Source organism: Rhizobium sp. FY34 (assembly GCF_005222845.1).
In the GTDB taxonomy this organism is placed as follows: Bacteria; Pseudomonadota; Alphaproteobacteria; order Rhizobiales; family Rhizobiaceae; genus Neorhizobium.
The window spans coordinates 372,149-395,492 of the sequence record NZ_STFZ01000011.1; the positions used below are offsets into that span (position 1 = coordinate 372,149).

Sequence of the window (23,344 nt, forward strand, 5' to 3'; positions counted from 1 at the left end):
CTGACCCAGTTCAGGCGGCTTCTTCGCCCACCTCTTCCGCAGCCTCGGCAGCTGTCGGTACGTAGTTCAGCACCGGACCCAGCCAGCGCTCGATCTCTTCCACGTCCATGCCCTTGCGGCGTGAGTAATCCTCCACCTGGTCGCGCTCCACCTTGGCGACGCCGAAATAATAGCTGTCGGGGTGGCCGATATAGAGGCCGGAGACGGAGGAGCCGGGCCACATGGCATAACTTTCCGTCAGCACCACGCCGGTCGTTTCTTCCGCCTTCAAAAGATCAAACAGCGTGCGCTTTTCCGTGTGGTCGGGCTGGGCCGGATAGCCGGGGGCCGGGCGAATGCCGGCATAGGTTTCCGAGATCATGTCTTCGGGCGTCAGCGTTTCGTCGGCGGCATATCCCCAGTAGTCGCGGCGCACCTGCTCGTGCATGCGCTCGGCAAAGGCTTCGGCAAAACGATCGGCAAGCGCCTTGACCAGAATGGACGAATAATCGTCATTGGCGCGCTCGAAACGTTCGGCAATCGCCACTTCCTCGATGCCGGCCGTCACCACGAAACCACCAACGTAGTCGGCTTTTCCGCTATCCACCGGCGCCACGAAATCGGAGAGCGCCACATTGGGGCGACCATCGCGCTTTGACAATTGCTGACGCAGCGTGAAGAAGGTCGCGAGATCGTCGCTGCGGCTCTCGTCGGTGAACAGGCGAATATCGTCACCCACCGCATTGGCCGGCCAGAAGCCGATCACGGCGCGCGGGCGGAACCACTTTTCCTCGACGATCTTTTTCAGCATCGCCTGCGCATCCGCATAAAGCTGCCGCGCCGCCTCGCCCTGCTTCTCGTCCTGCAGAATGGCGGGATAACGGCCCTTCAGCTCCCAGGTCTGGAAGAAAGGTGTCCAGTCGATATAGGGAACGAGGTCCTCCAGCGAATAATCCTCAAACACTTTCGTGCCGAGGAAGGACGGTGCCTTGGGTTCAAAGACGGCCCAATCCACCTTTTGCGCATTGGCGCGGGCACGCGCGATCGGCAGGCGGATCTTGTCGGCTTCCGAGCGGGCATGGGCCGCCGCGACCTTGGCATATTCGGCGCGGATATTGCCGACATAGTCCTCGCGGCCACCTTCGGCCAGAAGATTGGAAACCACGCCGACGGCGCGGCTGGCATCGGTGACATAGATCGCCTGGCCGGCATTGTATTTCGGATGGATCTTCACGGCCGTATGCACGCGGCTGGTGGTGGCCCCGCCGATCAACAGCGGAATGTCAAAACCCTGCCTCTCCATTTCGGCGGCAACATGCACCATTTCATCCAGAGACGGCGTGATGAGACCCGACAGTCCGATGATATCGACCTTTTCGGCAATCGCCGTTTCGAGGATCTTCGTGGCCGGCACCATGACGCCAAGATCGATGATCTCGTAATTGTTGCAGGCCAGCACGACGCCGACGATGTTCTTGCCGATATCGTGCACGTCGCCCTTCACGGTCGCCATCAACACCTTGCCGGCAGATTTGCGCTGATCACCGCCGTTCAGGCGCTTTTCCTCTTCCATGTATGGCAGAAGAACAGCAACGGCCTGTTTCATCACGCGGGCGGATTTTACCACCTGCGGCAGGAACATCTTTCCGGACCCGAAGAGATCGCCGACGACATTCATGCCGGCCATCAACGGACCTTCGATGACATGCAGCGGACGATCGGCTTCAAGCCGCGCCTCTTCCGTATCGGCATCGATATATTCGGTAATTCCGTTCACCAGCGCATGCGACAGGCGCTTGGCGACCGGCCATTCGCGCCAGGTCAGGTCCTGCGCCTTGGCTTCCTTGCCAGCCGTGCCGCGATAGCGCTCGGCAACCGACAGCAGGCGCTCCGTGCCGTCGTCGCGGCGGTTCAGCACCACGTCTTCGCAGGCATCGCGCAGTTCCGGATCGATGTTCTCGTAGATCGCCAGCTGGCCGGCATTGACGATGCCCATGTCCATGCCGGCCTGGATGCAGTGATAGAGGAAGACCGCATGCATGGCCTCGCGCACCGGCTCATTGCCGCGGAACGAGAAGGACAGGTTCGAGACGCCGCCGGAAATATGCACGAGCGGCATTTCCTGGCGAATGGTGCGCGTCGCCTCGATAAAGTCCACGCCGTAATTATTGTGCTCATCGATGCCGGTTGCCACGGCAAAGATATTCGGATCGAAGATGATGTCTTCCGGCGGAAAGCCGGCCTGTTCGGTGAGGATCTTGTAGGCGCGGCGGCAGATTTCCACCTTACGCTGATAGGTATCGGCCTGCCCCTGCTCATCAAAGGCCATGACGACGACGGCTGCGCCATAACGGCGGATCAGCTGACCCTGACGGATAAAATTCGCCTCGCCTTCCTTCAGCGAGATGGAATTGACCACCGCCTTGCCCTGCACACACTTGAGACCGGCCTCGATGATCTCGAACTTGGACGAATCGATCATCACCGGAACGCGGGCGATATCCGGCTCGGCTGCAATCAGGTTGAGGAATTCGACCATGGCCCGGCCCGAATCGATCAGGCCCTCGTCCATATTGATGTCGATGATCTGCGCGCCGTTTTCCACCTGGTCGCGAGCAACGACCAGCGCTGCCGTATAGTCAGCGGCGGTAATCAGCTTGCGGAACTTGGCAGAGCCGGTGACATTGGTGCGTTCGCCAACATTGACGAAGGGAATGTCCTTGGTCAGCGTGAAGGGCTCCAGGCCCGACAGCGACATGAAGGAACGATGCTCCGGCACTTCGCGCGGCTTGAACGGCGCAACCGCCTCGGCAATCGCCGCAATATGCTCCGGCGTCGAGCCGCAGCAGCCGCCGATGACATTTATCAGGCCCTCACGGGCAAATTCGGTGACCTGACGCGCCATATCATCCGGCGACTGGTCATACTGGCCAAATTCGTTCGGCAAGCCGGCATTCGGATAGGCGCAGATGAAGGTATCGGCAATCGCCGAGACTTCCTGCAAATGCGGCAGCATGGCATCGGCGCCCAGCGCGCAGTTGAAGCCGATGGTGAAGGGATTGGCGTGGCTTACGGAATTCCAGAAGGCCGTCGGTGTCTGGCCCGACAGGGTACGGCCGGATAGATCGGTGATCGTGCCGGAAATCATCACCGGCAGACGGATGCCCTTGTGCGCAAACCGCTCCTCGCAGGCAAAGATCGCTGCCTTGGCATTCAGCGTATCGAAAATCGTCTCGATCAGGATGATGTCGGCACCGCCATCAATCAACCCGTCGATCTGCTCGGCATAGGCAAGCCGCAGATCATCAAAGGAAACAGCGCGGTAGCCGGGATTGTTGACATCCGGCGAAATGGAGGCTGTCCGGTTGGTCGGGCCGATGGCGCCGGCCACGAAACGGCGCTTTCCGTCTTCACGCATGGCACGCTCGATCGCCCGGCGCACCACCTGCGCGCCCTCGCGGTTCAGGTCATAGACCGCACCTTCCATCTCGTAATCGGCCTGGGCAATGCGGGTCGAGGAGAAGGTATTCGTTTCGATGATATCGGCGCCGGCCATGGCATAGCGATAATGGATATCCTCGATCGCCTGTGGCTGGGTGAGGATCAGAAGGTCATTATTGCCCTGCTGGTGACAGGCGCAGCCGATGAAACGGTCGCCGCGAAAATGATCCTCATCGAAGCCAAGCCCCTGGATCTGCGTGCCCATGGCGCCATCAAGAATAAGGATGCGCTCGCGTGCCGCCTTGGCCAGCGCTTCGAAAATCTCGTGTCCGCTACGCGCAGCACCTTCAGGACCAAACAGTTGATCGAACACAGGCGCACTCCTCGGGCTTATGGCAGGTTGGGTTTAATCACATAAAGATATCTTTATGTCAACATCAAGCAAGAATAACACGATAGCAGATCGAGGACCGATGACAGCTACCGACGTGGGCGGTATAGGCATGTTCGGTTCCCATTCCTAGTTTCGAGGTCATCATGAACGCGGCCGGACAGCTTGCCCCACTTTGGGCGGATCGCCCTTATCATCGCCAATGGCTGCTTTCCCAGGCAGAAGGCCTGATGGACTTCTTCCAGTACCGCGCCATCAACCCGAAGGGCGGGTTTTACGATCTCGACGTCAAGGGTGCACCGCTTTCGACGGATAATCCCGTGCGCGGCATTCATGCCAGCGCCCGCATGGTACACTGCTTTGCTTTAGCCGACCTTATGGGCCGTCCGGGTGCAGCTGACGTGGTCGATCACGGCATGCGCTATCTCTGGGAAAAGCATCGCGACCAACAGAATGGCGGTTATTTCTGGCAGGCCAATGATGACGGTGCCGCCGACGCCTCCAAGCAGGGCTATGGCCATGCCTTCGTGCTGCTGGCGGCCTCGTCTGCCAAGGTCATCGGCCATCCTTTGGCCGACAGGATGCTGGCCGATATTACCGAGGTGATCGACACGAAATTCTGGGAGACACGCCACGGCGCGATTGCGGAAGAGTTTTCCGAAGATTGGCAGCCGGTGCCCGGCTATCGCGGCCAGAACTCCAACATGCATTTGACCGAAAGCCTGATGGCCGCCTTTGAGGCAACCGGCGAGAGCCATTACCTGACAAAGGCTGAAAGCATCGCCGACCTGCTCATCAATCGTCGTGCCCGCGAAGAAGGCTTTCGCGTCGCTGAGCATTTTTCCGAGGAATGGGTCGTCGATCGCACCTATTACCACGCCAATGAAATGTTCCGCCCGGCCGGCACGACGCCCGGCCACTGGCTGGAATGGGCGCGCCTGCTGCTGCAACTCTATACGCTTGGCGGCAAGACGCATGCCTGGATGCCGCACGCCGCGACCGCCCTTTTCGAACGCTCCATGACACTTGGCTGGGATAGCCAGAAGGGCGGTTTCTTCTATACGCTCGACTGGCAGGACGTGCCGGAAAAGACCTCCAAGCTCTGGTGGCCAATGTGCGAGGCAGCCGGCGCCGCCCACTTCCTCAATACCCATGCGCCAAGCGCCTTCCACGAGGAAAGCTACCGGAAGATCTGGTCGGTCATCGGCAAGAGCTTCCTTGATCGCGACCATGGCGGCTGGTTTGAGGAACTGACTGAGGACATGGCGCCCGCCAACACGCTGTTTCCCGGCAAGGGCGATATCTATCATGCCCTGCAGGCCTGCCTCATACCGCTGTTTCCGGCGGACGGCAGCCTGACCAAGGTGATTCAGGAAAATGGCGGGGCGTTATAAACTGAGTTGAACAAACCAATAGCCAGGGGCAGCGCTATCGCCGCCCCTGGCCCACCATGTCGCGAATGCGTTTCGCCAACTGGTCATAGTCATAGGGCTTGGTCACCAGGCTCGCACGTTCCAGCCCTTCCGAGCCCGGCACATGCAGATCGCCGGTGGCAAAGATGACCGGCAGGTCCGGCTGCGTCTGACGCATCCGCATCAGCAGGTCGAGGCCGTTCATATCCGGCAGGTTGACATCGGTGACGAGGATATCGATCGCCGCCCCACTCAACGCCTCCAACGCCTCGCGGCCATTGCCGACCTCCACCACCGCAAAACCGAAATCCTGCAGATAATCGGTGGTCGAAATGCGGATCAGCGCCTCGTCCTCGCAAAACAGGATGCGGATTGCGGCAGGCGGGCTATCGACACGAACGCTCGCCATTCCGGCAGAATCCAGGCTTTCCACGCGTTCGCGGGCACGATCAAGCAGCGAACGGATCTTGCGGGCCAGCGTCTCGCGGGCATAGGGCTTGCTGAGAAGATTGACGCCCGGATCCAGCCTCCCGCCATGCACGATGGAATTTTCGGTATAGCCGGAGGTAAACAACACCTCGATATCCGGCCGGCGCTCCTTGGCCTTGCGGGCCAGTTCGCTACTCTTCAATCGGCCGGGCATGACCACGTCGGTAAACAGCAGATCGATCGATGCGCCGCTTTCGATAATCGCAAGCCCACCATCCGCATCGCGGGCTTTCAGGACATTGTAGCCCAGATCGGCCAGCATGCTGACGGTGATATCGCGCACCGCCTCGTCATCCTCGACAACCAGAATGGTTTCGGTGCCGCCGACAACAATGCCGCCGCTTTCCTCGGCCATCACATCTTCCGCCTCCATCGAGCGTGGCAGATAGATGCGCAGCGTCGTGCCGCTGCCCGGTTCGCTGTAGATATTGATATGCCCGCCCGACTGCTTGACGAAGCCATAGACCATCGAAAGCCCGAGTCCGGTGCCCTTGCCTTCCGGCTTGGTGGTGAAGAAGGGATCGAAGGCCCGCGCCAACACCTCCTGCGGCATGCCGCAGCCCGTATCGCTGACGGCCAGCATGACATATTGGCCGGCCTCGACGTCAAAGGCATTCTGCGCGTAATGATCGTCGAGATAGGCATTGCCAAGCTCAATCGTCAGCCGACCGCGACCATCCATCGCGTCGCGCGCATTGATGGCAAGGTTGAGCAGCGCATTTTCCACATTCGACGGATCGACGATCGTGTTCCACAAGCCACTGCCGACAATGGTGTCGACCTCGATGGCCTCGCCCAGACTGCGGCGAATGAGATTGTCCATCTCATGCACCAGGCGGGCAAGGTTGATCACCTTAGGTGCCAGCGGCTGTCGGCGGCCGAAGGACAGAAGCTGCGAGGCAAGCCGGGCGCCCCGCGTGGCGCCGGCTAGCGCACTACTGAGGCGCCGCTCGGCGGTCTCGTTACCGCTGACATCCCGGCTAAGCAATTGCAGATTGCCGGTAATCACTTGCAAGAGATTGTTGAAATCATGGGCGATACCGCCGGCCAGATTGCCGATCGCCTCCATTTTCTGGCTCTGGCGCAGCACTTCCTGCGTTTTCAGAAGTTCAGCCGTGCGCTCCTCCACGCGGGTTTCCAGCGTCGTTGCCAGCGTCTCCAACCGGTTTTCGGTCATTTTCTGGTCTTCGATATCGGCATTGGTGCCGACCCAATGCACGATAGCGCCCGCTGGATTGCGGATTGCAACAGCCCGGCTGAGGAACCACCGATATTCGCCATCGGCGCGGCGCAGGCGAAGCTCAGCCTGAAATGTGCCACCATCGCGCACCGCCTGCTGCCATTCGGCCCGGATCCGCTCGGATTCCTCCGGATGGATCATGCTGGCGACCACCTCCGCCCCATTGAAGAGACTATCAATGCCCAGGTAATCGAGCATAGGACGGTTGCACCAGTCGAGCACGCCGGCTGCGCTGGAGGTCCAGACATGGTTGGGTAGGGATTGCGCCAGCGTATGGAAACGGTCTTCGCTCTCGCGCGCAGCCTCCTTGGCGCGCCGCAACTCGGTCACATCATGCCCCTGAACGAAAATGCCTGTGACATTACCCTGCGCATCCCGCAGTGGCTGGAAGATGAAATCGACAAACAACTCTTCGGGCTCGCCGGTCGAGGATCTTTGCAAACTGACCTTGGCGCTATGCGCACTATAGGCTGAGCCTTTGGCATAAACCTCATCCAGCAATTCATAAAAGCCCTGCCCGGCAATATCCGGCAGCGCTTCGCGCACTGGCTTGCCAATGATGGCGCTGCGGCCAACCAGCGCCTTGTAGGCGGCATTGGCAATCTGGAACACATGATCCGGCCCCTGCAGAATGGCCATGAAACCCGGCGCCTGTTCAAACAGGCTGCGCAGATATTCGCGTTCCTGACCAAGTGCATGGTTCTCGCCCTGCACCGCATCCGCACGCTTCATCAGATCGGTCTGAATCTTCCAGCCGGACGATGGCGTGGCCTGGCGCAGCAGATGCAGTTCGGTCACATCCACCGTATGCTGAAGAATGAGCGTCACCTTGCCGTTGCTATCCAGGATCGGCGTATGCGTTGCGCTCCAGAAGCGCTCGGTGAGCACGCCATCCGGCCCGCTGATCGGATAGGGGATCAGTGGCAGATGATCGACCTGCTTGGTTTCCAGCACTTTGGCAAAGGAATTGCGCAACAGGCGCCCATGCATGGAATGCGGATCGCTCGGAAACATGTCGAACATCTGGCGCCCGATCAAGGCGTCGCGCGTCTGCATCGTAACAGCCAGATAAGCATCATTCATGCCGACCATGATCAGGTCGGGATCAAGGATCACATACGGGTTGGGCGACAGATTGAAGAGTTGATCAAGATCGAGGCCGGAGAGCCCAGTCCGTCGAAACATGCTATTTCCCCACGCCAATACCGTCCACGACAGTGGTTATAGGGCGCAATCGCATGAAAACAAGAACAGGAACTCACGTTGTGTGAGCAGCAGTTGGCCATGGTCGCCGGCACCTGAAACAGAAGGCTCAGGCAAAGACCGGGGCGCTATCGGCCATTCTGTTGGCTGCGCGGTAATCGCGTTCATAGGAAATGCGCAGCCGCTCCGGGCGGGTTTGCATTTCGGCCTGTTCGCGCGTTAGGTGGAACACACCATCAGCATAGGTGCCCGTTGCATCCTGCCCCTCGCCTGGCACGAGCCACTGATCAATCAGCTTCAACATCCCTTGCCTCCTCTCCATCGCCGGTCAAAAACGGACGAACGGCTTACCCGTTCCATTGTAATCATCGGCGGTTAAGAAAGTGCAGCTTAACGGATGGTCGCAACACGATTATGACGCCACGTATCCGGACCATCTGCAAGGGCGTGCAAAGCTTCGGAACGAGGCAGAACAAAAGACAAACGCAAGGAAAGGCGAGGCTGACGCTTTCCACAGCTTATCCACAGCCCGATCAAGGTGAGGTACGTGCTGCAAGCCCTTGTCCATCCGTCAACTTTGCCCTGTGATGCGGCATGTCCTGTGGACAAGGGTCAAACTGGAACAAAGCAGAACAAAGGACAGCGCAACGCAGCATTTCAGCCACATCGCACCACGCTAAAGACGAGATAATTTTGTCGCAATCGGCCCGCATACTCTCCCCCAGAGGAGGACGGGTGATGGACACGGAACTGACGATGCGGGACCTGACCGGTGACCCGCTGATTGCCATGATGATGCGCGCCGATGGCGTTGCGCAACAGGAGCTGACAGGATTGCTGCACCGGGTGGCCCGCCAGGAGGTGGAGCGTCTGCAGACCCGCCTGCGCCAGGCCCGCGCCGACGAGTTCTATTCGAGGCTCGACACCGCACGGGAGGCGCGAGTGCGCGCAGCAAGGCGGCACAGCTGATCGGTCAAACCTGAAGACACAATCCCTATCACCGGCCATCCCGTCAACGGGTTGTCTCGTGATCGCCGATATCCTCGACGTCTGACAGCCGGACGAATTCCACGCCGCGCTGCTTCAGCGCCAGAAGTGCGCGCGCCACGCCCTCGCCCGCCGCATGGGTTGGCTGGTTGATGTGCGACAGAACCACATCACCATCCTTGGCCGCTGAAATCTGTCGCTCTGTGGCCACCGCGCCGAGCAGTGAGCCGCCATCGCCATTCACCGAATAGCCGGCAACCCGGTAGCCCATGGCGCGGATCTGGCGAATGGCGGAGAGATCATATTTGGCGGTCGAGCCGCGAAACCACTGCGGCGCCTGAAGGCCCGCCGCCCGCATTGCTTCGGCTCCGCCTGCCACTTCGCTCGCCACCGCCTGCGGCGAGCCGGCTGCGGCAATGCCATAGACAAGCACCGGCGCATCAATGGCCGGCACATGGTTTTCCCCGTGGTTTTCCACCTCGAACAGGTCCGGATGGGCCATGAAAACGGCAAGCGTTTCCTGATTGCGACGCAGCCAGCGGGCCGTGACGAAAATCGTGGCCGGAATGCGCTCTGCCACCAGAACCGACAGGATTCGCTGGTCCGCCTGCCCCATGCAGGCATCAAAGGTCAGCGCGATGCGTGGCCGATGCGGATCGCCCGAACCGCGGATCTTCAACTGCGGCTCCACCAGCGCCGGCCGCGGCGGGGACGCGACGGAGGACGGCAGAACCGGCACGGTCACCGATACCGGCAAAGGAGCAGCTGTGCCCCTTGTCACGCCTTCGGCCTGGGCCACCGTAGCAAGAGACAGAAGGATCAGGGTGAGACGGAAAACGGACATGGGCACACGGGAGTAAGGCAGGAATGGCAGGGGAGACGCGAGTATGGAAGCCGCGTTCCTCTAGCGCACATCCAGCCGCTGCGCCATGGCGGAACTAAGGCGCAAGAGGTTGGCGGGCGTTGTTATCGAGAACCTGGACTGGCGCGCCTTCATCGAGCGATACGATCGGCCGGGGACGCTGTTCTATCTCGATCCGCCCTCCTCGGGCTGCGAGGACGATTACGGCAAGGCCGTCTTCAGCCGGGACGATTTCGCGGAACTGGCGGCGGTGCTGAGCCGTATTCAAGGAGCATTCATACTGTCGTTGAATGCCGTTCGAGAGGTCTTTGAGACGTTCTCAAAGTTTGAGATAGAAGAGGTTGATTGCAGCTATTCGATCCATGGCCAGTGGCGGAGCCAAAGACGTAAAGGAGGTCATCATTTTCAGCCGAGCAAAATGAGTGGCAACTGTCTTGACCCTCGACGCGAGATTGCTTCCTCCGCATCGCATCAGAATCGTTTCTTGTCGCGACCTATTCCAACGGGCAGCCCGACTATTCGATGAATGATCGAGATCAGGAGCGAAACAGCTCTCCTTCATGAGGGGAAGCTTGCAAAGACAAAACCCCGTCTTAGGATTGCAGTTGGTTGTAGGGGACGGTGATGGAAGAACAGACCTGGGCAAAGGCTTTATTTGAAAGGGCATTTATGGCTATCCAGCATGCGCCAGATGTCGGAGCTTCAATAACGGTCTTCAGAGATGCCTACGATCTGTCGCATGTGACTTATCACATGGCGCAAACCATTGCGTCGAAGATAGATGCCCCATTTGTAAGAACGACATATCCTGCAACTTGGGTCAGCAGGTATTTACTGCAAGGCTATTTCAATATCGACCCAGTCTTAATCGAAGGCGTGAATAGAAGCCTGCCATTTTTCTGGAACGAACTCGGAGCAAGTCCGGCGGCGCAGCGAATGTTCGAAGATGCGGCGAGCCATGGCCTTGGGGCTTCAGGCTATTCGATCCCCATTGTTGACCGATTAGGTCGTCGAGCCCTTGTCTCGCTGAACGCTGACCTCAAGCAAGAGCACTGGTTGCCCAAAGTTATGGTACACCGGGCTCACTGGCTTGAGATTGCCCATCTTTTGCACTCGCAGGCGCTAATCGAACTGTACGGCGCGGATGATCCGGCACCACCCCTGGGTCGGCGCGAGCGAGAATGCCTTCATTGGGCAGCGTTAGGCAAAGAGTACAAAGACATTTCCGTCATCCTTGGAATATCAGACCACACTGCCAGGGGTTACTTGAAGTCTGCACGCTTCAAACTCGCTTGTGCAAACATCCCTCAAGCCATCGCCAAGGCCATAAAGCTTCGGCTGATCAATCCCGTCTGACCCCTCAAATGGGGCGGCACAGGGGTGGGAATGTCAACTTTGACGACAACTCTGCAAGATGCATCCGTATCTTACAGGGGGAATTCATGTTCATAACGCTGCAAGCTCATCAATATGCCCGATATCCAGAACTGATGGACCGCATGTTTCGATTGCGCAAGGAGGTGTTCGCGGACCGCCTCGGATGGTCAGTACCCGTCATCGACGGTTGCGAAAGAGACCGATACGACGACTTCGGACCGTTATACCTGGTGTGGTGCGACGACGAAAAGAAGCGATTGTATGGGTCCATGCGGCTGATGCCCACGACAGGTCCCACACTACTTTATGACGTTTTTCGCGACACCTTCCCTTCAGACATCGATCTTGTGGCGCCAGGCATCTGGGAAGGGACGCGCATGTGTATCGACGAGGAGGCGATCGCGATCGATTTTCCAGGGCTCACGCCTCTCGATGCATTTTACCGTCTTCTGGTCGCGCTGTGCGAATGCGCGCTCTATCATGGCATCAGCATGATGCTCTCCAACTACGAGCCACCTATGCGCCGTGTCTATCGGAGAGCCGGGGTGGACGTGGATGAACTAGGTTGTGCCGATGGTTACGGCCGCCTCCCGGTATGCTGCGGACTGTTTGAAGTTTCCGGCCCTGTCTTGCTGAAGATGCGGCATGCGACGCAGATCACCGAACCGCTCTATACTGAATTTCCGGTTGCTGGCCGACGCTTGGCGATCAGGGTGGCTGCGTGAGCGGGAGCGCGGCAATGACACGGCTACCAATGAGACACATCCGAAAACTAATCGAGCAGGCCTATCTAACGGCGCTTGAATGCAGAGACGCACAACTACTCTTGCATCTCGGTCTCGCGATGCAGGTGAGTTTCGCGAAGGAGGTAGCTGAACAGATAAGTAATCTGGGGCGGACCGACGCTGAAATCGAAGAAGGAAAGGTCAGCGAATCGATCGGGCTGGACACTCCCAAGAGCTAGCTGGCCGACACCTGAGATATGGGGCGCCGGAGATCAGCTACCACGATTTTGGCACATGGCAACATCGGACTCGTGCCAAGATGCTTGGTCACTTTTGAGGGCAGGACCGGAAATTCAAAATTCCGGATCTTGGTGTCAGAATTCCGGAACTTGGCGTTCGGCTACAGTGGCGAACAGCAGGATGCTGGTGGGCCCGGAGGGCCTGCTGAATTCCAAGAGAATCAGCAGCTTAACCCCGTGTGGGACGAAGACCCCATTTTATAAAAATCAATGGCTTAGTAAAGCCGCCGTCCCACTTTTTCCGGCCGTTTCCGCCCCTTCTTTCCCGGTCGCGTTGCGCCCAGGGAGGCGCGCATGAGCGGGGCGCGGCCATTTCGGGACGTGAAGCTGCAATGGCTTCAGCAATTGAGCTGCGACAAGGATTTGAGCGACAACGCGCGATCCGTGGCGCTCTATATCATCACCACGCATTTGAACGGCCACACCGAAAAGGCGTGGCCGTCCTATCAAACGATTGCCGACGCGACCGGCAAGAGCGTCAAGACCATTCAACGCACCGTCCGTGAACTTGAGGTCAAAGGATGGTTCGAGGTCCAGCGCGGAAATGGCGTCGGGCACAACACGGAATATCGTCCCTCAGCGGCATCGATTTTACGCGCATCGGAGGCGCGTGAAAAGACGGACAAAGTTGTCACCCTTTACCCTGACAAAGGCGGTCAAAATCGTCCGGCAAGGCGGTCAGATCTGTCCGGCGAAGGGGGACAAATATGTCCACCAAACTTAGAGCGTGTCGTCAGTTAGACGAGCATTCGTTTTGGATTTACGTTATGCGTGTATTGGTTGATTTCGTTGAACGTCAAACGAGTCTACCCAACGTCGTCATCTTATGATTCTTCGAAGGTCGGCCTGATTTGGAGCTGACCGATGCGTCGATATGGATTGCGAGACGATCAATGGGAGAGGATCAAGGATTTTCTGCCAGGCCGGGAGGGCCACGTTGGCGGCACGGCTGCCGATAACAGGCTTTTTGTCGAGGCTGTGCTGTATCGCTACCGCGCGGGCATTCCCTGGCGCGATCTTCCCGAACGGTTCGGCGATTGGAAAGCCACCCACAAGCGACTGCGCCGGTGGTGTGAAAGCGGCGTTTTCGAAAGGATTTTCAAGGTCTTGTCCGAAGATCGCGACAATGAATACATGATGATCGATTCCACCATCGTGCGTGCGCATCAACATAGCGCCGGGGCGCGAAAAAAACGGTACCGATCAGGCCATCGGCAGATCCCGGGGAGGCCTGACGACCAAAATTCACATGATTGTCGATGCTTTGGGCAATCCTGTCGCCATGTCGCTTACGCCAGGACAGCAATCAGACCTCGGTGAGGCCGAGCCTTTGCTGGAAAAGGTCGAGCCGGAAGCATTTCTGGCCGACAAGGCCTATGATGCTGATGCACTGATCCAAGCCCTCCAACACCGGAGCATCACGCCTGTCATCCCGTCCAAAGCCAACCGGCGCGTCCAACGCAAAGCAGACTTCGCACTCTACCGGGAGCGAAACCTCGTCGAGCGATTGTTTTGCAAGCTCAAAGGCTTCAGAGCAATCGCCACCCGATACGACAAACTCGCAAGCACCTTCCTCGCCGCAATCCAACTCGTCAGCATCGTCTTTTGGCTCAACTGACGACAAGCCCTAGGATGGAACCACTATGCGCTGTGGCAACTAATGTATGCGGTTAAAAAAGCGATAGCGCTCGTGAATGCGGAATAGCCTGTCCAAATCCAAACCTCATTACACAGAATACAGGTATCATCCGTCGGAACTGCGGCGGCCGATAGAGTCCGTGCCTGACGACGTCGCCCTACAGTTATTATGCAGGAGGCAATCAGAAATGCAGAGCCGAGCAAAAAAAATAAACCCGCTGCAATGAGTATCGCAATAATAGCACTTGCGATCGCAGCACCCGCACCCACAGGACCTCCGACCAACAATCCGAACCCACCGGCAATCGCAACGCCCAAAATGTTTCCGAGGAGCAATACGAGTGCTCCTGCGAAGCTGACGCCAATTGCTGTCGCGATACATCTTCTCAATTGAGCATTCATGAACTTCACCCCAAACCGACATCCCCCAAGTGGCCTGCCGCTTGCCATCAAGATCGCCTGATTTGATCCACTAGACAAGCTTTTTTCGCCCCGAGCGGTGTCTGCGGTCGTGCAACGCTCGAATGTGGGCGGATCACGCCGCGAACCCGCGTCGTCCGTACCTGGCAACGACGTTCTTCAGCGCGGCGGACAGACTTGTCGTGCCGCTTTCGTTCAGTTTGGGTCGGGGTCGCGGTCATGCGCATGGAGGTGGCGCTCGAAGGCGGCGGATGGCTGAACACGGCCCAGGTTCAGGGCCAAGTGTCCGCTATCGACGCAATCACGGTTGCCGCCCGTCTGGTCGCCATCGAGCGGGCGCTATCGGAAACGCTTGAGCAGTTCACGGCCAAGGATGGCGCGCCGTGCTGATCAAGTTCTTCCGCAACGGCCAGGGCGGCGGATCGGGACCGGTTGACTATCTGATCGAGCGCGACGTCGTCGCTTACGACCAGAACCGCAACGCGATCCGCGATGAGCGCGGCGAGGTCATGCTGTTTGCCCGCGAGCCGTTGCCGGAAGTGCTGCGCGGCGATGCAGACCGCATGCGCGCGCTGATCGACGCCTGCCCGCACCAGTGGACCTATCGCGCCGGCGTCATCGCCTTCACGGCGGAAGACGCGCCGAACCCTGTCCAGCAACGGCAGGTGATGGACGCCTTCGAGAGCCTTGCCTTTGCCGGTCTCGAAGCCGACCAGCGCGATATGCTTTGGGTCCGCCATACCCATGAGGGCCGCGTCGAGCTGCATTTCGTGACGCCACGCATGGAGCTTGCGAGCGGGCGCAGCCTCAACATCGCGCCGCCTGGCTACCAGAAGCACTACGACGCCTTGCGCGATGTTCTGAACAAGGAACACGGTTGGGACGATCCGATGGCGCCGGAGCGTGCCCGCGAGACCGTCAGCCTCATCGAAAGCGTCAGGCGCGGCGATGCCCGCGAGCTGATCCATGACTGGATCGTCCAGCGCATCGAGACCGGCCAAATCCATGACCGCCCGAGCATGACCGAGGCTTTGACGGCGGCAGGTTTCGATCTGCCGCGCGCCGGCAAAAATTACATCACCGTGCGCGATCCGGAGACGGACGAGCGCTGGCGTTTGAAAGGAGACATGTTCCGTGAAGACTGGACCCGAGAGAATACCCTTGAGCGAGCGCTTGAAAGATCGGCTGGCGAGCCCAGCCGCTCCGGAAGCCGGCTCGACGCCATCGGTCCCGACGAGCTTCGAGACCGACTGGAGCGAAGCCTTGAGGCGCGCGCAAGCTACAATCGGGACCGATATCCGCAGCTTCACGGACGCGAACCGCCAGCACTTGAACGAGGCGCTGGCGATGACCGAGGCGGACGTGAACCGGCTTCAGTCGATGGTGCAGCCATTCTTCCTGACCATGGGCGCGGTGGCCTTGCTGATCGTCCTCTTGAGCTTCACCGCGAGCTGGTTTTGGGCGGGGCTGATGATCGACCGCGCCCAGAGCGCCAGCCTCTGGCAGATGGGCTTGCAGATCAACCAGACCAGCAACGGCAAGGTGCTCACCTGGGACGTCAACCGCCTTCAACTGATCAACTGTCAGGTCGGCTCCGCCAAAACGCCATGCCTGAAGATCGTACAGGGAGATTGACCGATGACCGAGACCACCAGACCACCGATGCCCGAGAGCCTGTCGCCGCTGGAGCGCGAATTGCTGGGTTACGTCGAGACGTTGATGAACACCTTGCAGAGCGGAACCGCGCAGTTCGAGGCGCTGGAGAAACGCTCGACCGACATGATCGAAAATCGGCAAGCGGCTTTGGAAGGATCGCTGAAATCGCTCATCGCGTCACAGGCTACCTTCATGAACGCCTGGCTCGCCTCCGGCAATCATTCCAGCGACAAGACCTCGACCGAGCTGGCGGAAGCGTTCGCCCTGCTGGAGCAAGCCGAAGCGATGCTGGAGGCGGTCGCGCCGCCGACGTGACAGGCCGACCGACCGCGCCCGGTCGCGGTCGCAACTGATCCCCATTTCCTTCTGGAGTTTCGATTCATGAATTTGATCATTCAGCCCTATCGTTATGCCCTTTCCATTGCCGTCGTGGCGGCCGGTTTCCTGCTGATGGAAACCGCGCCGTTGTTCTGGCCACCCATTTACCAAAACGCGCGCGCCGCCATCCTGGTCATGTTTTTCGGGTTTGCCCTGCTGACCTTGGCGGGAGACACCCAGGGCCGCATCCGCAGCGCGTCGGGCTTGAGCGTGGGGGCTGCCCTCCTTGCCGCGTCTGCTCTCGCGCTTACCGATCCGACCATTGCGGCCGGCGTCCTGCTCGACAGCTTCAAGGCTTGGCGAAATGCCGGCTATTCCGGAATCGAGAGCATCCGAGGCATGGTTTCGACATGGGATCGCTTCACCGAGGCGCAAAAGCTTGGCGTGCAAACCAGCATCGCCATCGGCCTGCCTGTGCCGCTGTTCCTCATTCTGCGAGCGATCTCGATTGCCGCCCCCGCTTCGTCAAGCCGTATTTCGAAACAAGGCCCATGGCGCGCCCGATGGATGAATCGCCAGGAGTTGCGCCAGCTCCGGCACAACGACAGCGGCTTGCCGCTCGGTCTTTCCGGCCGGGCAATGCTGCGCTACCGCCCCAACCCGAAAACCGGATGGCGCGCCGGCCATCATGTCGCCATCGCAGGCACGCGCGCCGGGAAAGGCGTGTCCGTCGTCATTCCGGCCATCATCGACCATGACGGGCCGGTCGCCGTCCTCGACATCAAGGGTGAAAACTTCGCCGTGACGCGCCGCTATCGGCGATCGCTCGGCCGCCAGGTCGTGGTTCTCAATCCCTTCGGTGTCATCGAGCCGTCGAAAGACCAGTTCAATCCGCTCGACTATATTCGGCAAGCGCACCTGGTCCGCGACATCGAGGTCATTGCCGAGGGGCTTGTTCGACCGGAAGGCGGAAACGGCTCACACTTTGCCGAAATGGCGAAATCCATGATCGCCGCCGTTATCGAGGTCGTCATGACCAGGCGCGCCGAGGCCGATCGCAACCTCATCACCGTCATGGACCTGTTGTTTTCCGCAGGCTTTGAAAAGACCCTGACGGAATGGGCCGGAGCGCCGGAGACCTTCGGCACCCGCCCGGCGGCGGCCGCTGCGACTTTTCTCGCAGCCGGGGAAAACGAGCGCGGCGCGATCAAAACGACGATCAAGAAGGCCTTCGATTGGGCACGCTCGGATGAACTCCGAGCCTTTCTCGGCAAGTCCACATGCTCGCTCGAAAACCTGTTCGAGGGCCGCGCCGACCTCTTCATGGTCGTACCGCTCGACAAGGTGGACGCCCAGGCCGTCTTTCTCCGGCTGCTGACAAACATCATTCTCGGCATGGCCGTGCGGCTGGAGGGCGCCAGGAAGCCGAAAAGGAATGTGTTGCTGGTCCTGGACGAGTTTGTCCGTCTCGGTCGCATGGAAAAGCTGATCAACATCGCCAACGTCGCCGCCGGCTGCGGCATCGAGGCGCTGTTCATCACCCAGGACAAAGGCCAGATCGAAAGCGTCTATGGCAAGGGCAACACCGCCAGCATTCTCGGCTCCTGCGTCACCACCCGCATTTTCGGCCTCGGCCGCGCCGAATTCGAAACCGCCAATTGGGCAGCGAACGCGCTCGGCGATCAGACGGTGCTCACCCGCACCAAGCAATCGTCCGCGAAGTTCGGCGAAAGCCGCAAGACCTCAACCGCCGAGCAGCGCCAGAAGCTCATGACGGCCGATCAGATTCTGGAGATGAAGACGGGCAAGATCCTCGTGCTGACGGGCTCGAAACCTCCGGCGCTCGTTGACGCGATCGTTTCGCACCGGCATCCGGCATATAGAGGGAAGCTGGATCGGAATCCGATGGTTTAGCCGCGCAATCCCGACCAAGACTTTAGACCTTAAGAATTGAACAGCCACACTCTCCTGTCGAAAAGACTAATACTGATTGAGATGAGACATGATAGACCGCTCCCCGGCTCATGGCTCAAACCAACAACTCCCAATTAGCGGATAGTTGACTTCCAACTAGCCGAGGCCAATAGTACCAATCAGCGAAGATTCGAGGAATGGCATGTTTGGACGATTTGTTGAACGCCGGGCAGAGGAAGCTCTCTCCGATACGCCCGTTGTTTTGATTATCGGACCCCGCCGGGCAGGCAAAACGACCCTCGTCAAAAAGATGAGGAATCCCGAGCGCACGTATATAACGCTGGATGATCAAACGGTTCTGGACGCGGCCAGAACGGACCCGGTCGGCTTCATCAGAGGCCTTGACCAAGCAATTATCGACGAGGTGCAACGCGCACCGGACTTACTGCTAGCGATCAAGAAATCCATTGATGAAGATTATAGGCCGGGCCGCTTCCTGCTCACCGGATCGGCGAATGTACTGACCCTTCCAAAAGTTGCGGACAGCTTGGCGGGTCGAATGGAAACCATTCAAATGCTTCCTCTGGCAAGAGCGGAGATTGCCGGACAGCACCCCAGCTTCCTTGAACGGTTGTTTGACGGCAAATTGGGAAGTCAGCAAAACGCGATTATCGGCGATGACCTGATTAAGGTCGTCTTGCTTGGCGGCTTTCCGGAAGCCCTTAGCAGAGACAGCGAGCGCCGCCGTCAGGATTGGGCTCGATCTTATCTCACGTCTATTCTGACCAGGGATTTACGTGATATCGCAGACGTAGAAAAACTGACTGAACTACCGAAATTCGTTCGGTTGCTGGCCGAGCATTCCGGCCAGTTGGTCAATTATTCACAGTTCGGCGCTGGCATCAATGTAAGTCATAAAACAGGCCAGCGCTACGTGGGGCTGCTAGAACAGGTCTTTTTGATAACAACGGTACAACCTTGGTTTACCAACGCGTTGAAGCGAATGGTAAAGACACCAAAACTGCACTTTGTCGATTCAGGCTTGCTGGCAACCGTACGCGGGCTCACATTTGATCGGGTGAAGGCCGACCGCGGGACCTTCGGCGCGCTCTTAGAAAGTTTCGTTTTTTCCGAAGTCCAGAAGCTCATGACGGCATCTGACATCAGAGTGATGGCGCATCATTTCCGGGATAGAGATGGTCACGAGGTGGATATCGTTCTGGAACGCGACGACGGAATGCTTGTCGGCATCGAAGTCAAAGCAAGCGCCACGGTCAAGGCAGGAGATTTTTCCGGTTTAAAGGCCTTGGCTGAGGCTGCCGGCAAACGTTTCGCCTTTGGCGTGGTGCTTTATGATAGTACTGATACAGTTCCCTTCGGCGATAGGTTGGCAGCAGCGCCTTTGTCGTGTTTGTGGGATTGATATCACCATAACCATACAAGCGACGCTTAAGATTTAATCCCGCGCACGCGTAAAATACTTAACGCGGTCGCATTGCGCGAACAGGTCGCCCGGTTCATCCCCGCGCATGCGGGGAACACTGGGTTGTAGCGATAGGCATCACGCAAAAAGCCGGTTCATCCCCGCGCATGCGGGGAACACTTGTCGATCAGCGCTGCCTTCTTGACGGCCCTCGGTTCATCCCCGCGCATGCGGGGAACACAGAAACCGATTTCCTGGGCCGCACGAAGCGTTCGGTTCATCCCCGCGCATGCGGGGAACACCCTTTACGCCTTTCTCATGCAGATCAGAAAGACGGTTCATCCCCGCGCATGCGGGGAACACTACCTGCACCCAGGTCAGCGCCTCATACCCAGCGGTTCATCCCCGCGCATGCGGGGAACACCACCCCATACAGTACCTATAGCGGCGAAAAGGCGGTTCATCCCCGCGCATGCGGGGAACACAGCGGCTAAGGCATTTGACATATTTTCGATAGCGGTTCATCCCCGCGCATGCGGGGAACACGCGATAGCGGATGGGCACCAATTTTCGCAACGGGGTTCATCCCCGCGCATGCGGGGAACACTGCACCTTAAGCATCCTGGGACAGGCAATCTGCGGTTCATCCCCGCGCATGCGGGGAACACTGTTGGAAGGTTGCCCGTCTATGGAATGTCGGCGGTTCATCCCCGCGCATGCGGGGAACACTCCTTTTCAGCCGGCTTGAACGATTGAAAAGCCGGTTCATCCCCGCGCATGCGGGGAACACCCGGTCAATGCTCGCCTGCTCAACGGAAAGCACGGTTCATCCCCGCGCATGCGGGGAACACCCAGATGCGCCCCACGGACTGGCTTACCGTATCGGTTCATCCCCGCGCATGCGGGGAACACTAAAATCCATACCCCAGCATTTGTGATGACCGCGGTTCATCCCCGCGCATGCGGGGAACACCAAGCGAGACGCATCGGAAAGTGTGAATGCAACGGTTCATCCCCGCGCATGCGGGGAACACGCAGACGGAACCGTCAGCGTTTCGGCATGCGCCGGTTCATCCCCGCGCATGCGGGGAACACGGCACCAGAAATTGTGGTGCGCCCATCTACGCCGGTTCATCCCCGCGCATGCGGGGAACACTGCTGCCAACCAGCGTCACCGCGAAGCATAGGCGGTTCATCCCCGCGCATGCGGGGAACACGAGGACGATAGCCGCGTTGATCTTTGTGATAGCGGTTCATCCCCGCGCATGCGGGGAACACCCGTTGTCTTGGCGTCGAGGTCGTCAATCAAGGGGTTCATCCCCGCGCATGCGGGGAACACGAAAACTCAATAGTCAGGTTTCGCAATGACATCGGTTCATCCCCGCGCATGCGGGGAACACTCTTCCTGGAAGGCATTGAATTTATTCGACAAGTGCCGAATGCAAATTCCTACCGAATTTTGAGAGCAAAAAACAGGCAATAAACGATCCTATGCCGCATGCAGCCCAAACGCAATGAAGGACTTTTGATCGGAGGAAGGGATCAAGGCAGAGGCTTGAAGGCGACGAGCTTCAGGCCATCGAAATCAACCGGCTCGCGGCGATTGCGACCAAATGTTTCAAAGTCGAAGCCGGCATCCGTTGGCGCGCTCCAGGCAATCACGGCATCGCCGTCCTCGATGAGGGTTTCGATCTGGTCGCGGATCATAGCGCGGGTCTTTGCTGAATAGACGCCGATGTAAACGCCGGCACGCACCTCCAGAAGCCAGACGGCAAGCCGCCCACGCAGACGTGGCGGGGCGTTGTTGGTGATCACCGCCATCATCCGCGCAGCCCCTCATCGCCCGATGGTGGTGGATCGGCAAAGGCTGGGCCGACAGCATCCTCCGGCGTGTCGGGGCGCGCAAGCTCGCCGGCCTGCAGCACATCATCGATGGCCGGGATCAGGCGTGAAAGGATGTTGGACCGACGAAAAGCATCACGGCAGGCGTGACGCACTGCCATATCCACGGGCTTGTCGAGTTTTCCGCGGGCGTGCAGACCGGCGATGCGGAAGGCTTCCGGCACGACAGTCTCGAATTTGAATATATCGGCGATATCGTACACGAAGGAAAGCGGCTTTCCCGCATGCAGGAAGCCGACGGCCGGCGCATAGCCGGCCGCCAGCACGGCCGCCTCGGTGATCCCGTAAAGGCAGGAGGTCGCCGCCGAAAGGCAGCGGTTGGGCACATCAGAAATGTCGAAATTTCCCGGATCATAGTCGCGGCGTTTCCAGTCCACATCGAACTGGCGCGCAAGCCCCTGATAGATGGTGCGGACCCGCACACCTTCGATGCCGCGCAGTTGATCGACCGACCGCCGCTCCGGCGCCGCCTCGCCGAAGCGCATCTGGAACATGAACCGCACGATCTTCAGCCGCGCCTCCGGATCGAGCGCAAGCCGGCATTGCCAGAGCAGCCGGTCGGACCGTGCGCCGCCCGGCTGGCCGGTGGCATAAAGGCGCACGCCTGCCTCGCCAGTCCAGACCAGCAGGGTTCCGGCTCGGGCAGCAAGCGAAACGGCCGAATGGCTGGCCCGCGTTCCCGGCTCCAGCATGATGGCCGCAAGACCCCCGACCGGGATCACGGTGCGCACCCCATTGGCATCGATCAGCACAAACGCACCGTCAATGACGTCGAGCTGTCCCTTTTCGACAAAAACAATCGAGGCGCGATCCTTGAGCGGGATCGGCCGGGGTGGAGCCACGCCCGGCAGGGTGGATTTGTCCGGCCGGCGCTCCACCATGGCTCACCCCACCCGACGCAGCAGCATCAACCCGCAGCCGAAGGCTTTGGCCCGGCCGAACCCGGTTGCCACCTTGGCCACCAAGGCCACCGGATCCGTGACGGTGAGCAGGCCCCGGCAATGACCGATGCCCATCAGCGGCGCCTTGCTGGCGGATGCCGCCCGGCGACGATCGGTCCGCGGCCGGTCGAGTTCAACCGTGCGATAGGACACGAGGTCGAAGCCATCAAGGCTGAAACCATTGCGGGCGCCTTGCTCAAGAAGCCATGCAGACAGGGCCCGGGCGGCGGTGACCTGGCGACGTGCCGCGCGGTCGCCGGGCGTTGCCCCCGACCGTTCCTCGGCCTTCAGCGCATCCATCACCACGTCGCAACGCTTGCGCCCGGCGCGGCCCTTGGCCGGATCAACCAGCCGGTTGACGGTGGCATTGACCACAAGGTCGAAGGACAGGCGCGCGCCCGCCTGCACGGCAAGTGCGTAGGCTTTGGGTTCGTCGACCTCGAAAAACGGCGAATCGAGACGCGGCATCGGGCCAAGCAGATACCAGCTGTTCGGCCGTTCCGCCTCGCGCCACAGGAATGCAGCCTTGTCGCCGCCATCTTGCCTGCCGGGTTTGCCGGCCTGCTGCAGGGTCTGCGGCATCAAAGTCCACAGCAGCTGATGCGCGGCGTTCAGCTTTTCGCCGTCGTCGCCATCCGCCGGAAACAGGCGCCCCATCAGCGGCGCCAGATCCGGTGCGTCCCGCTTCAAGGTGACGCGGGTAAACCACAACTCGGCATCTGTCATG

The 23,344-nt window shown here is 59.4% G+C and carries 19 protein-coding genes, 1 pseudogene and 1 CRISPR repeat array; of the genes and pseudogenes, 13 read left to right on the top strand and 7 right to left on the bottom strand.

The annotated features are described in order from the left end of the window. Positions 1 to 10 precede the first annotated feature (10 nt). Entirely contained in the window at positions 11 to 3,793 is a 3,783-nt protein-coding gene (gene metH / locus E8M77_RS08760; RefSeq protein ID WP_137130241.1) for a methionine synthase, read from the bottom strand. 164 nt (positions 3,794 to 3,957) lie between these two features. On the opposite strand from metH, the gene E8M77_RS08765 reads away from it, so the two are divergent. Further along, positions 3,958 to 5,205, top strand: a complete 1,248-nt coding sequence (locus E8M77_RS08765; RefSeq protein WP_137130242.1) for an AGE family epimerase/isomerase — start codon at positions 3,958 to 3,960, stop codon at positions 5,203 to 5,205. 34 nt (positions 5,206 to 5,239) lie between these two features. Here the strand turns inward: E8M77_RS08765 and E8M77_RS08770 are convergent, their stop codons facing one another. After that, complete coding sequence (locus tag E8M77_RS08770; RefSeq protein ID WP_137130243.1) at positions 5,240 to 8,137, bottom strand: PAS domain-containing protein; 2,898 nt, start codon at positions 8,135 to 8,137, stop codon at positions 5,240 to 5,242. Positions 8,138 to 8,264: 127 nt separating this feature from the next. Then, positions 8,265 to 8,459 carry a hypothetical protein gene (locus E8M77_RS08775; protein WP_137130244.1) on the bottom strand — a complete coding sequence of 65 codons (195 nt, stop codon included), beginning with the start codon at positions 8,457 to 8,459 and terminating at the stop codon, positions 8,265 to 8,267. Between the two features lie 434 nt (positions 8,460 to 8,893). Between E8M77_RS08775 and E8M77_RS08780 the strand changes: the two genes are divergently transcribed. Further along, positions 8,894 to 9,124 carry a hypothetical protein gene (locus E8M77_RS08780; RefSeq protein ID WP_137130245.1) on the top strand — a complete coding sequence of 77 codons (231 nt, stop codon included), beginning with the start codon at positions 8,894 to 8,896 and terminating at the stop codon, positions 9,122 to 9,124. Positions 9,125 to 9,167: 43 nt separating this feature from the next. On the opposite strand, the gene E8M77_RS08785 is transcribed toward E8M77_RS08780, so the two are convergent. Continuing rightward, positions 9,168 to 9,986, bottom strand: a complete 819-nt coding sequence (locus E8M77_RS08785) for a polysaccharide deacetylase family protein (protein ID WP_137130246.1) — start codon at positions 9,984 to 9,986, stop codon at positions 9,168 to 9,170. Between the two features lie 85 nt (positions 9,987 to 10,071). On the opposite strand from E8M77_RS08785, the gene E8M77_RS08790 reads away from it, so the two are divergent. From E8M77_RS08790 to E8M77_RS08825, 11 genes and pseudogenes are all read left to right on the top strand, one after another. Further along, positions 10,072 to 10,530, top strand: coding sequence for a DNA adenine methylase (locus tag E8M77_RS08790; RefSeq protein WP_137130247.1), 459 nt, complete (start codon positions 10,072 to 10,074; stop codon positions 10,528 to 10,530). Between the two features lie 98 nt (positions 10,531 to 10,628). Further along, positions 10,629 to 11,360, top strand: coding sequence for a LuxR family transcriptional regulator (locus E8M77_RS08795; RefSeq protein ID WP_137130248.1), 732 nt, complete (start codon positions 10,629 to 10,631; stop codon positions 11,358 to 11,360). An 86-nt stretch (positions 11,361 to 11,446) separates the two neighbouring features. Continuing rightward, a complete protein-coding gene (locus E8M77_RS08800) occupies positions 11,447 to 12,106 on the top strand; it encodes an acyl-homoserine-lactone synthase (RefSeq protein ID WP_137130249.1) in 660 nt (219 codons plus the stop codon). Between the two features lie 593 nt (positions 12,107 to 12,699). Beyond that, on the top strand, positions 12,700 to 13,146 hold the full coding sequence (locus tag E8M77_RS08805) for a helix-turn-helix domain-containing protein (RefSeq protein ID WP_246659179.1): 447 nt from the start codon (positions 12,700 to 12,702) through the stop codon (positions 13,144 to 13,146). Positions 13,147 to 13,269: 123 nt separating this feature from the next. Next, positions 13,270 to 14,023 (top strand): IS5 family transposase gene (locus E8M77_RS08810; RefSeq protein ID WP_137130250.1). Its coding sequence is split into 2 segments (ribosomal slippage): positions 13,270 to 13,601 and positions 13,600 to 14,023, totalling 756 coding nucleotides; the frame shifts between segments, so codons are not numbered across the junction. Positions 14,024 to 14,682: 659 nt separating this feature from the next. Further along, positions 14,683 to 14,853, top strand: coding sequence for a hypothetical protein (locus E8M77_RS23885; protein WP_170975794.1), 171 nt, complete (start codon positions 14,683 to 14,685; stop codon positions 14,851 to 14,853). A gap of 278 nt (positions 14,854 to 15,131) precedes the next feature. Continuing rightward, positions 15,132 to 15,575: pseudogene (locus tag E8M77_RS24155) on the top strand (relaxase/mobilization nuclease domain-containing protein); the annotation flags it as partial. Positions 15,576 to 15,624: 49 nt separating this feature from the next. Continuing rightward, entirely contained in the window at positions 15,625 to 16,098 is a 474-nt protein-coding gene (locus E8M77_RS24160) for a hypothetical protein (RefSeq protein WP_246659201.1), read from the top strand. 3 nt (positions 16,099 to 16,101) lie between these two features. Then, the gene (locus E8M77_RS24165) at positions 16,102 to 16,434 is read left to right on the top strand and encodes a hypothetical protein (protein ID WP_246659202.1); all 333 of its coding nucleotides are present in this window, start codon (positions 16,102 to 16,104) and stop codon (positions 16,432 to 16,434) included. A 66-nt stretch (positions 16,435 to 16,500) separates the two neighbouring features. Next, positions 16,501 to 18,351, top strand: coding sequence for a type IV secretory system conjugative DNA transfer family protein (locus E8M77_RS08820; RefSeq protein ID WP_137130252.1), 1,851 nt, complete (start codon positions 16,501 to 16,503; stop codon positions 18,349 to 18,351). Positions 18,352 to 18,553: 202 nt separating this feature from the next. Continuing rightward, complete coding sequence (locus E8M77_RS08825) at positions 18,554 to 19,774, top strand: ATP-binding protein (protein WP_137130253.1); 1,221 nt, start codon at positions 18,554 to 18,556, stop codon at positions 19,772 to 19,774. A 90-nt stretch (positions 19,775 to 19,864) separates the two neighbouring features. After that, a CRISPR array of direct repeats spans positions 19,865 to 21,174; the repeat unit is 29 nt; unit sequence CGGTTCATCCCCGCGCATGCGGGGAACAC. Between the two features lie 142 nt (positions 21,175 to 21,316). Here E8M77_RS08825 and cas2e read toward each other — a convergent pair. Genes cas2e through cas6e form a run of 3 tightly spaced genes read right to left on the bottom strand, consistent with a single transcriptional unit; the run spans position 21,317 to position 23,343 of the window. Then, a complete protein-coding gene (gene cas2e / locus E8M77_RS08830) occupies positions 21,317 to 21,595 on the bottom strand; it encodes a type I-E CRISPR-associated endoribonuclease Cas2e (RefSeq protein WP_281408185.1) in 279 nt (92 codons plus the stop codon). Further along, the gene (gene cas1e / locus E8M77_RS08835) at positions 21,595 to 22,557 is read right to left on the bottom strand and encodes a type I-E CRISPR-associated endonuclease Cas1e (RefSeq protein ID WP_137130255.1); all 963 of its coding nucleotides are present in this window, start codon (positions 22,555 to 22,557) and stop codon (positions 21,595 to 21,597) included. The genes cas2e and cas1e overlap by 1 nt, the downstream gene beginning before the upstream one ends. 3 nt (positions 22,558 to 22,560) lie before the next feature. After that, the gene (gene cas6e / locus E8M77_RS08840) at positions 22,561 to 23,343 is read right to left on the bottom strand and encodes a type I-E CRISPR-associated protein Cas6/Cse3/CasE (protein ID WP_170975795.1); all 783 of its coding nucleotides are present in this window, start codon (positions 23,341 to 23,343) and stop codon (positions 22,561 to 22,563) included. Between the last annotated feature and the right edge of the window lies 1 nt (position 23,344).

Excerpts from the sequence above, each read along its gene's own strand:
- E8M77_RS08765 (WP_137130242.1), top strand. The coding sequence starts at position 3,958 with ATGAACGCGGCCGGACAGCTTGCCCCACTTTGGGCGGATCGCCCTTAT.
- E8M77_RS08770 (WP_137130243.1), bottom strand. The coding sequence starts at position 8,137 with ATGTTTCGACGGACTGGGCTCTCCGGCCTCGATCTTGATCAACTCTTC.
- E8M77_RS08775 (WP_137130244.1), bottom strand. The coding sequence starts at position 8,459 with ATGTTGAAGCTGATTGATCAGTGGCTCGTGCCAGGCGAGGGGCAGGAT.
- E8M77_RS08780 (WP_137130245.1), top strand. The coding sequence starts at position 8,894 with ATGGACACGGAACTGACGATGCGGGACCTGACCGGTGACCCGCTGATT.
- E8M77_RS08785 (WP_137130246.1), bottom strand. The coding sequence starts at position 9,986 with ATGTCCGTTTTCCGTCTCACCCTGATCCTTCTGTCTCTTGCTACGGTG.
- E8M77_RS08790 (WP_137130247.1), top strand. The coding sequence starts at position 10,072 with ATGGCGGAACTAAGGCGCAAGAGGTTGGCGGGCGTTGTTATCGAGAAC.
- E8M77_RS08795 (WP_137130248.1), top strand. The coding sequence starts at position 10,629 with ATGGAAGAACAGACCTGGGCAAAGGCTTTATTTGAAAGGGCATTTATG.
- E8M77_RS08800 (WP_137130249.1), top strand. The coding sequence starts at position 11,447 with ATGTTCATAACGCTGCAAGCTCATCAATATGCCCGATATCCAGAACTG.
- E8M77_RS08805 (WP_246659179.1), top strand. The coding sequence starts at position 12,700 with ATGAGCGGGGCGCGGCCATTTCGGGACGTGAAGCTGCAATGGCTTCAG.
- E8M77_RS23885 (WP_170975794.1), top strand. The coding sequence starts at position 14,683 with ATGCGCATGGAGGTGGCGCTCGAAGGCGGCGGATGGCTGAACACGGCC.
- E8M77_RS24165 (WP_246659202.1), top strand. The coding sequence starts at position 16,102 with ATGACCGAGACCACCAGACCACCGATGCCCGAGAGCCTGTCGCCGCTG.
- E8M77_RS08820 (WP_137130252.1), top strand. The coding sequence starts at position 16,501 with ATGAATTTGATCATTCAGCCCTATCGTTATGCCCTTTCCATTGCCGTC.
- E8M77_RS08825 (WP_137130253.1), top strand. The coding sequence starts at position 18,554 with ATGTTTGGACGATTTGTTGAACGCCGGGCAGAGGAAGCTCTCTCCGAT.
- cas2e (WP_281408185.1), bottom strand. The coding sequence starts at position 21,595 with ATGGCGGTGATCACCAACAACGCCCCGCCACGTCTGCGTGGGCGGCTT.
- cas1e (WP_137130255.1), bottom strand. The coding sequence starts at position 22,557 with ATGGTGGAGCGCCGGCCGGACAAATCCACCCTGCCGGGCGTGGCTCCA.
- cas6e (WP_170975795.1), bottom strand. The coding sequence starts at position 23,343 with ATGACAGATGCCGAGTTGTGGTTTACCCGCGTCACCTTGAAGCGGGAC.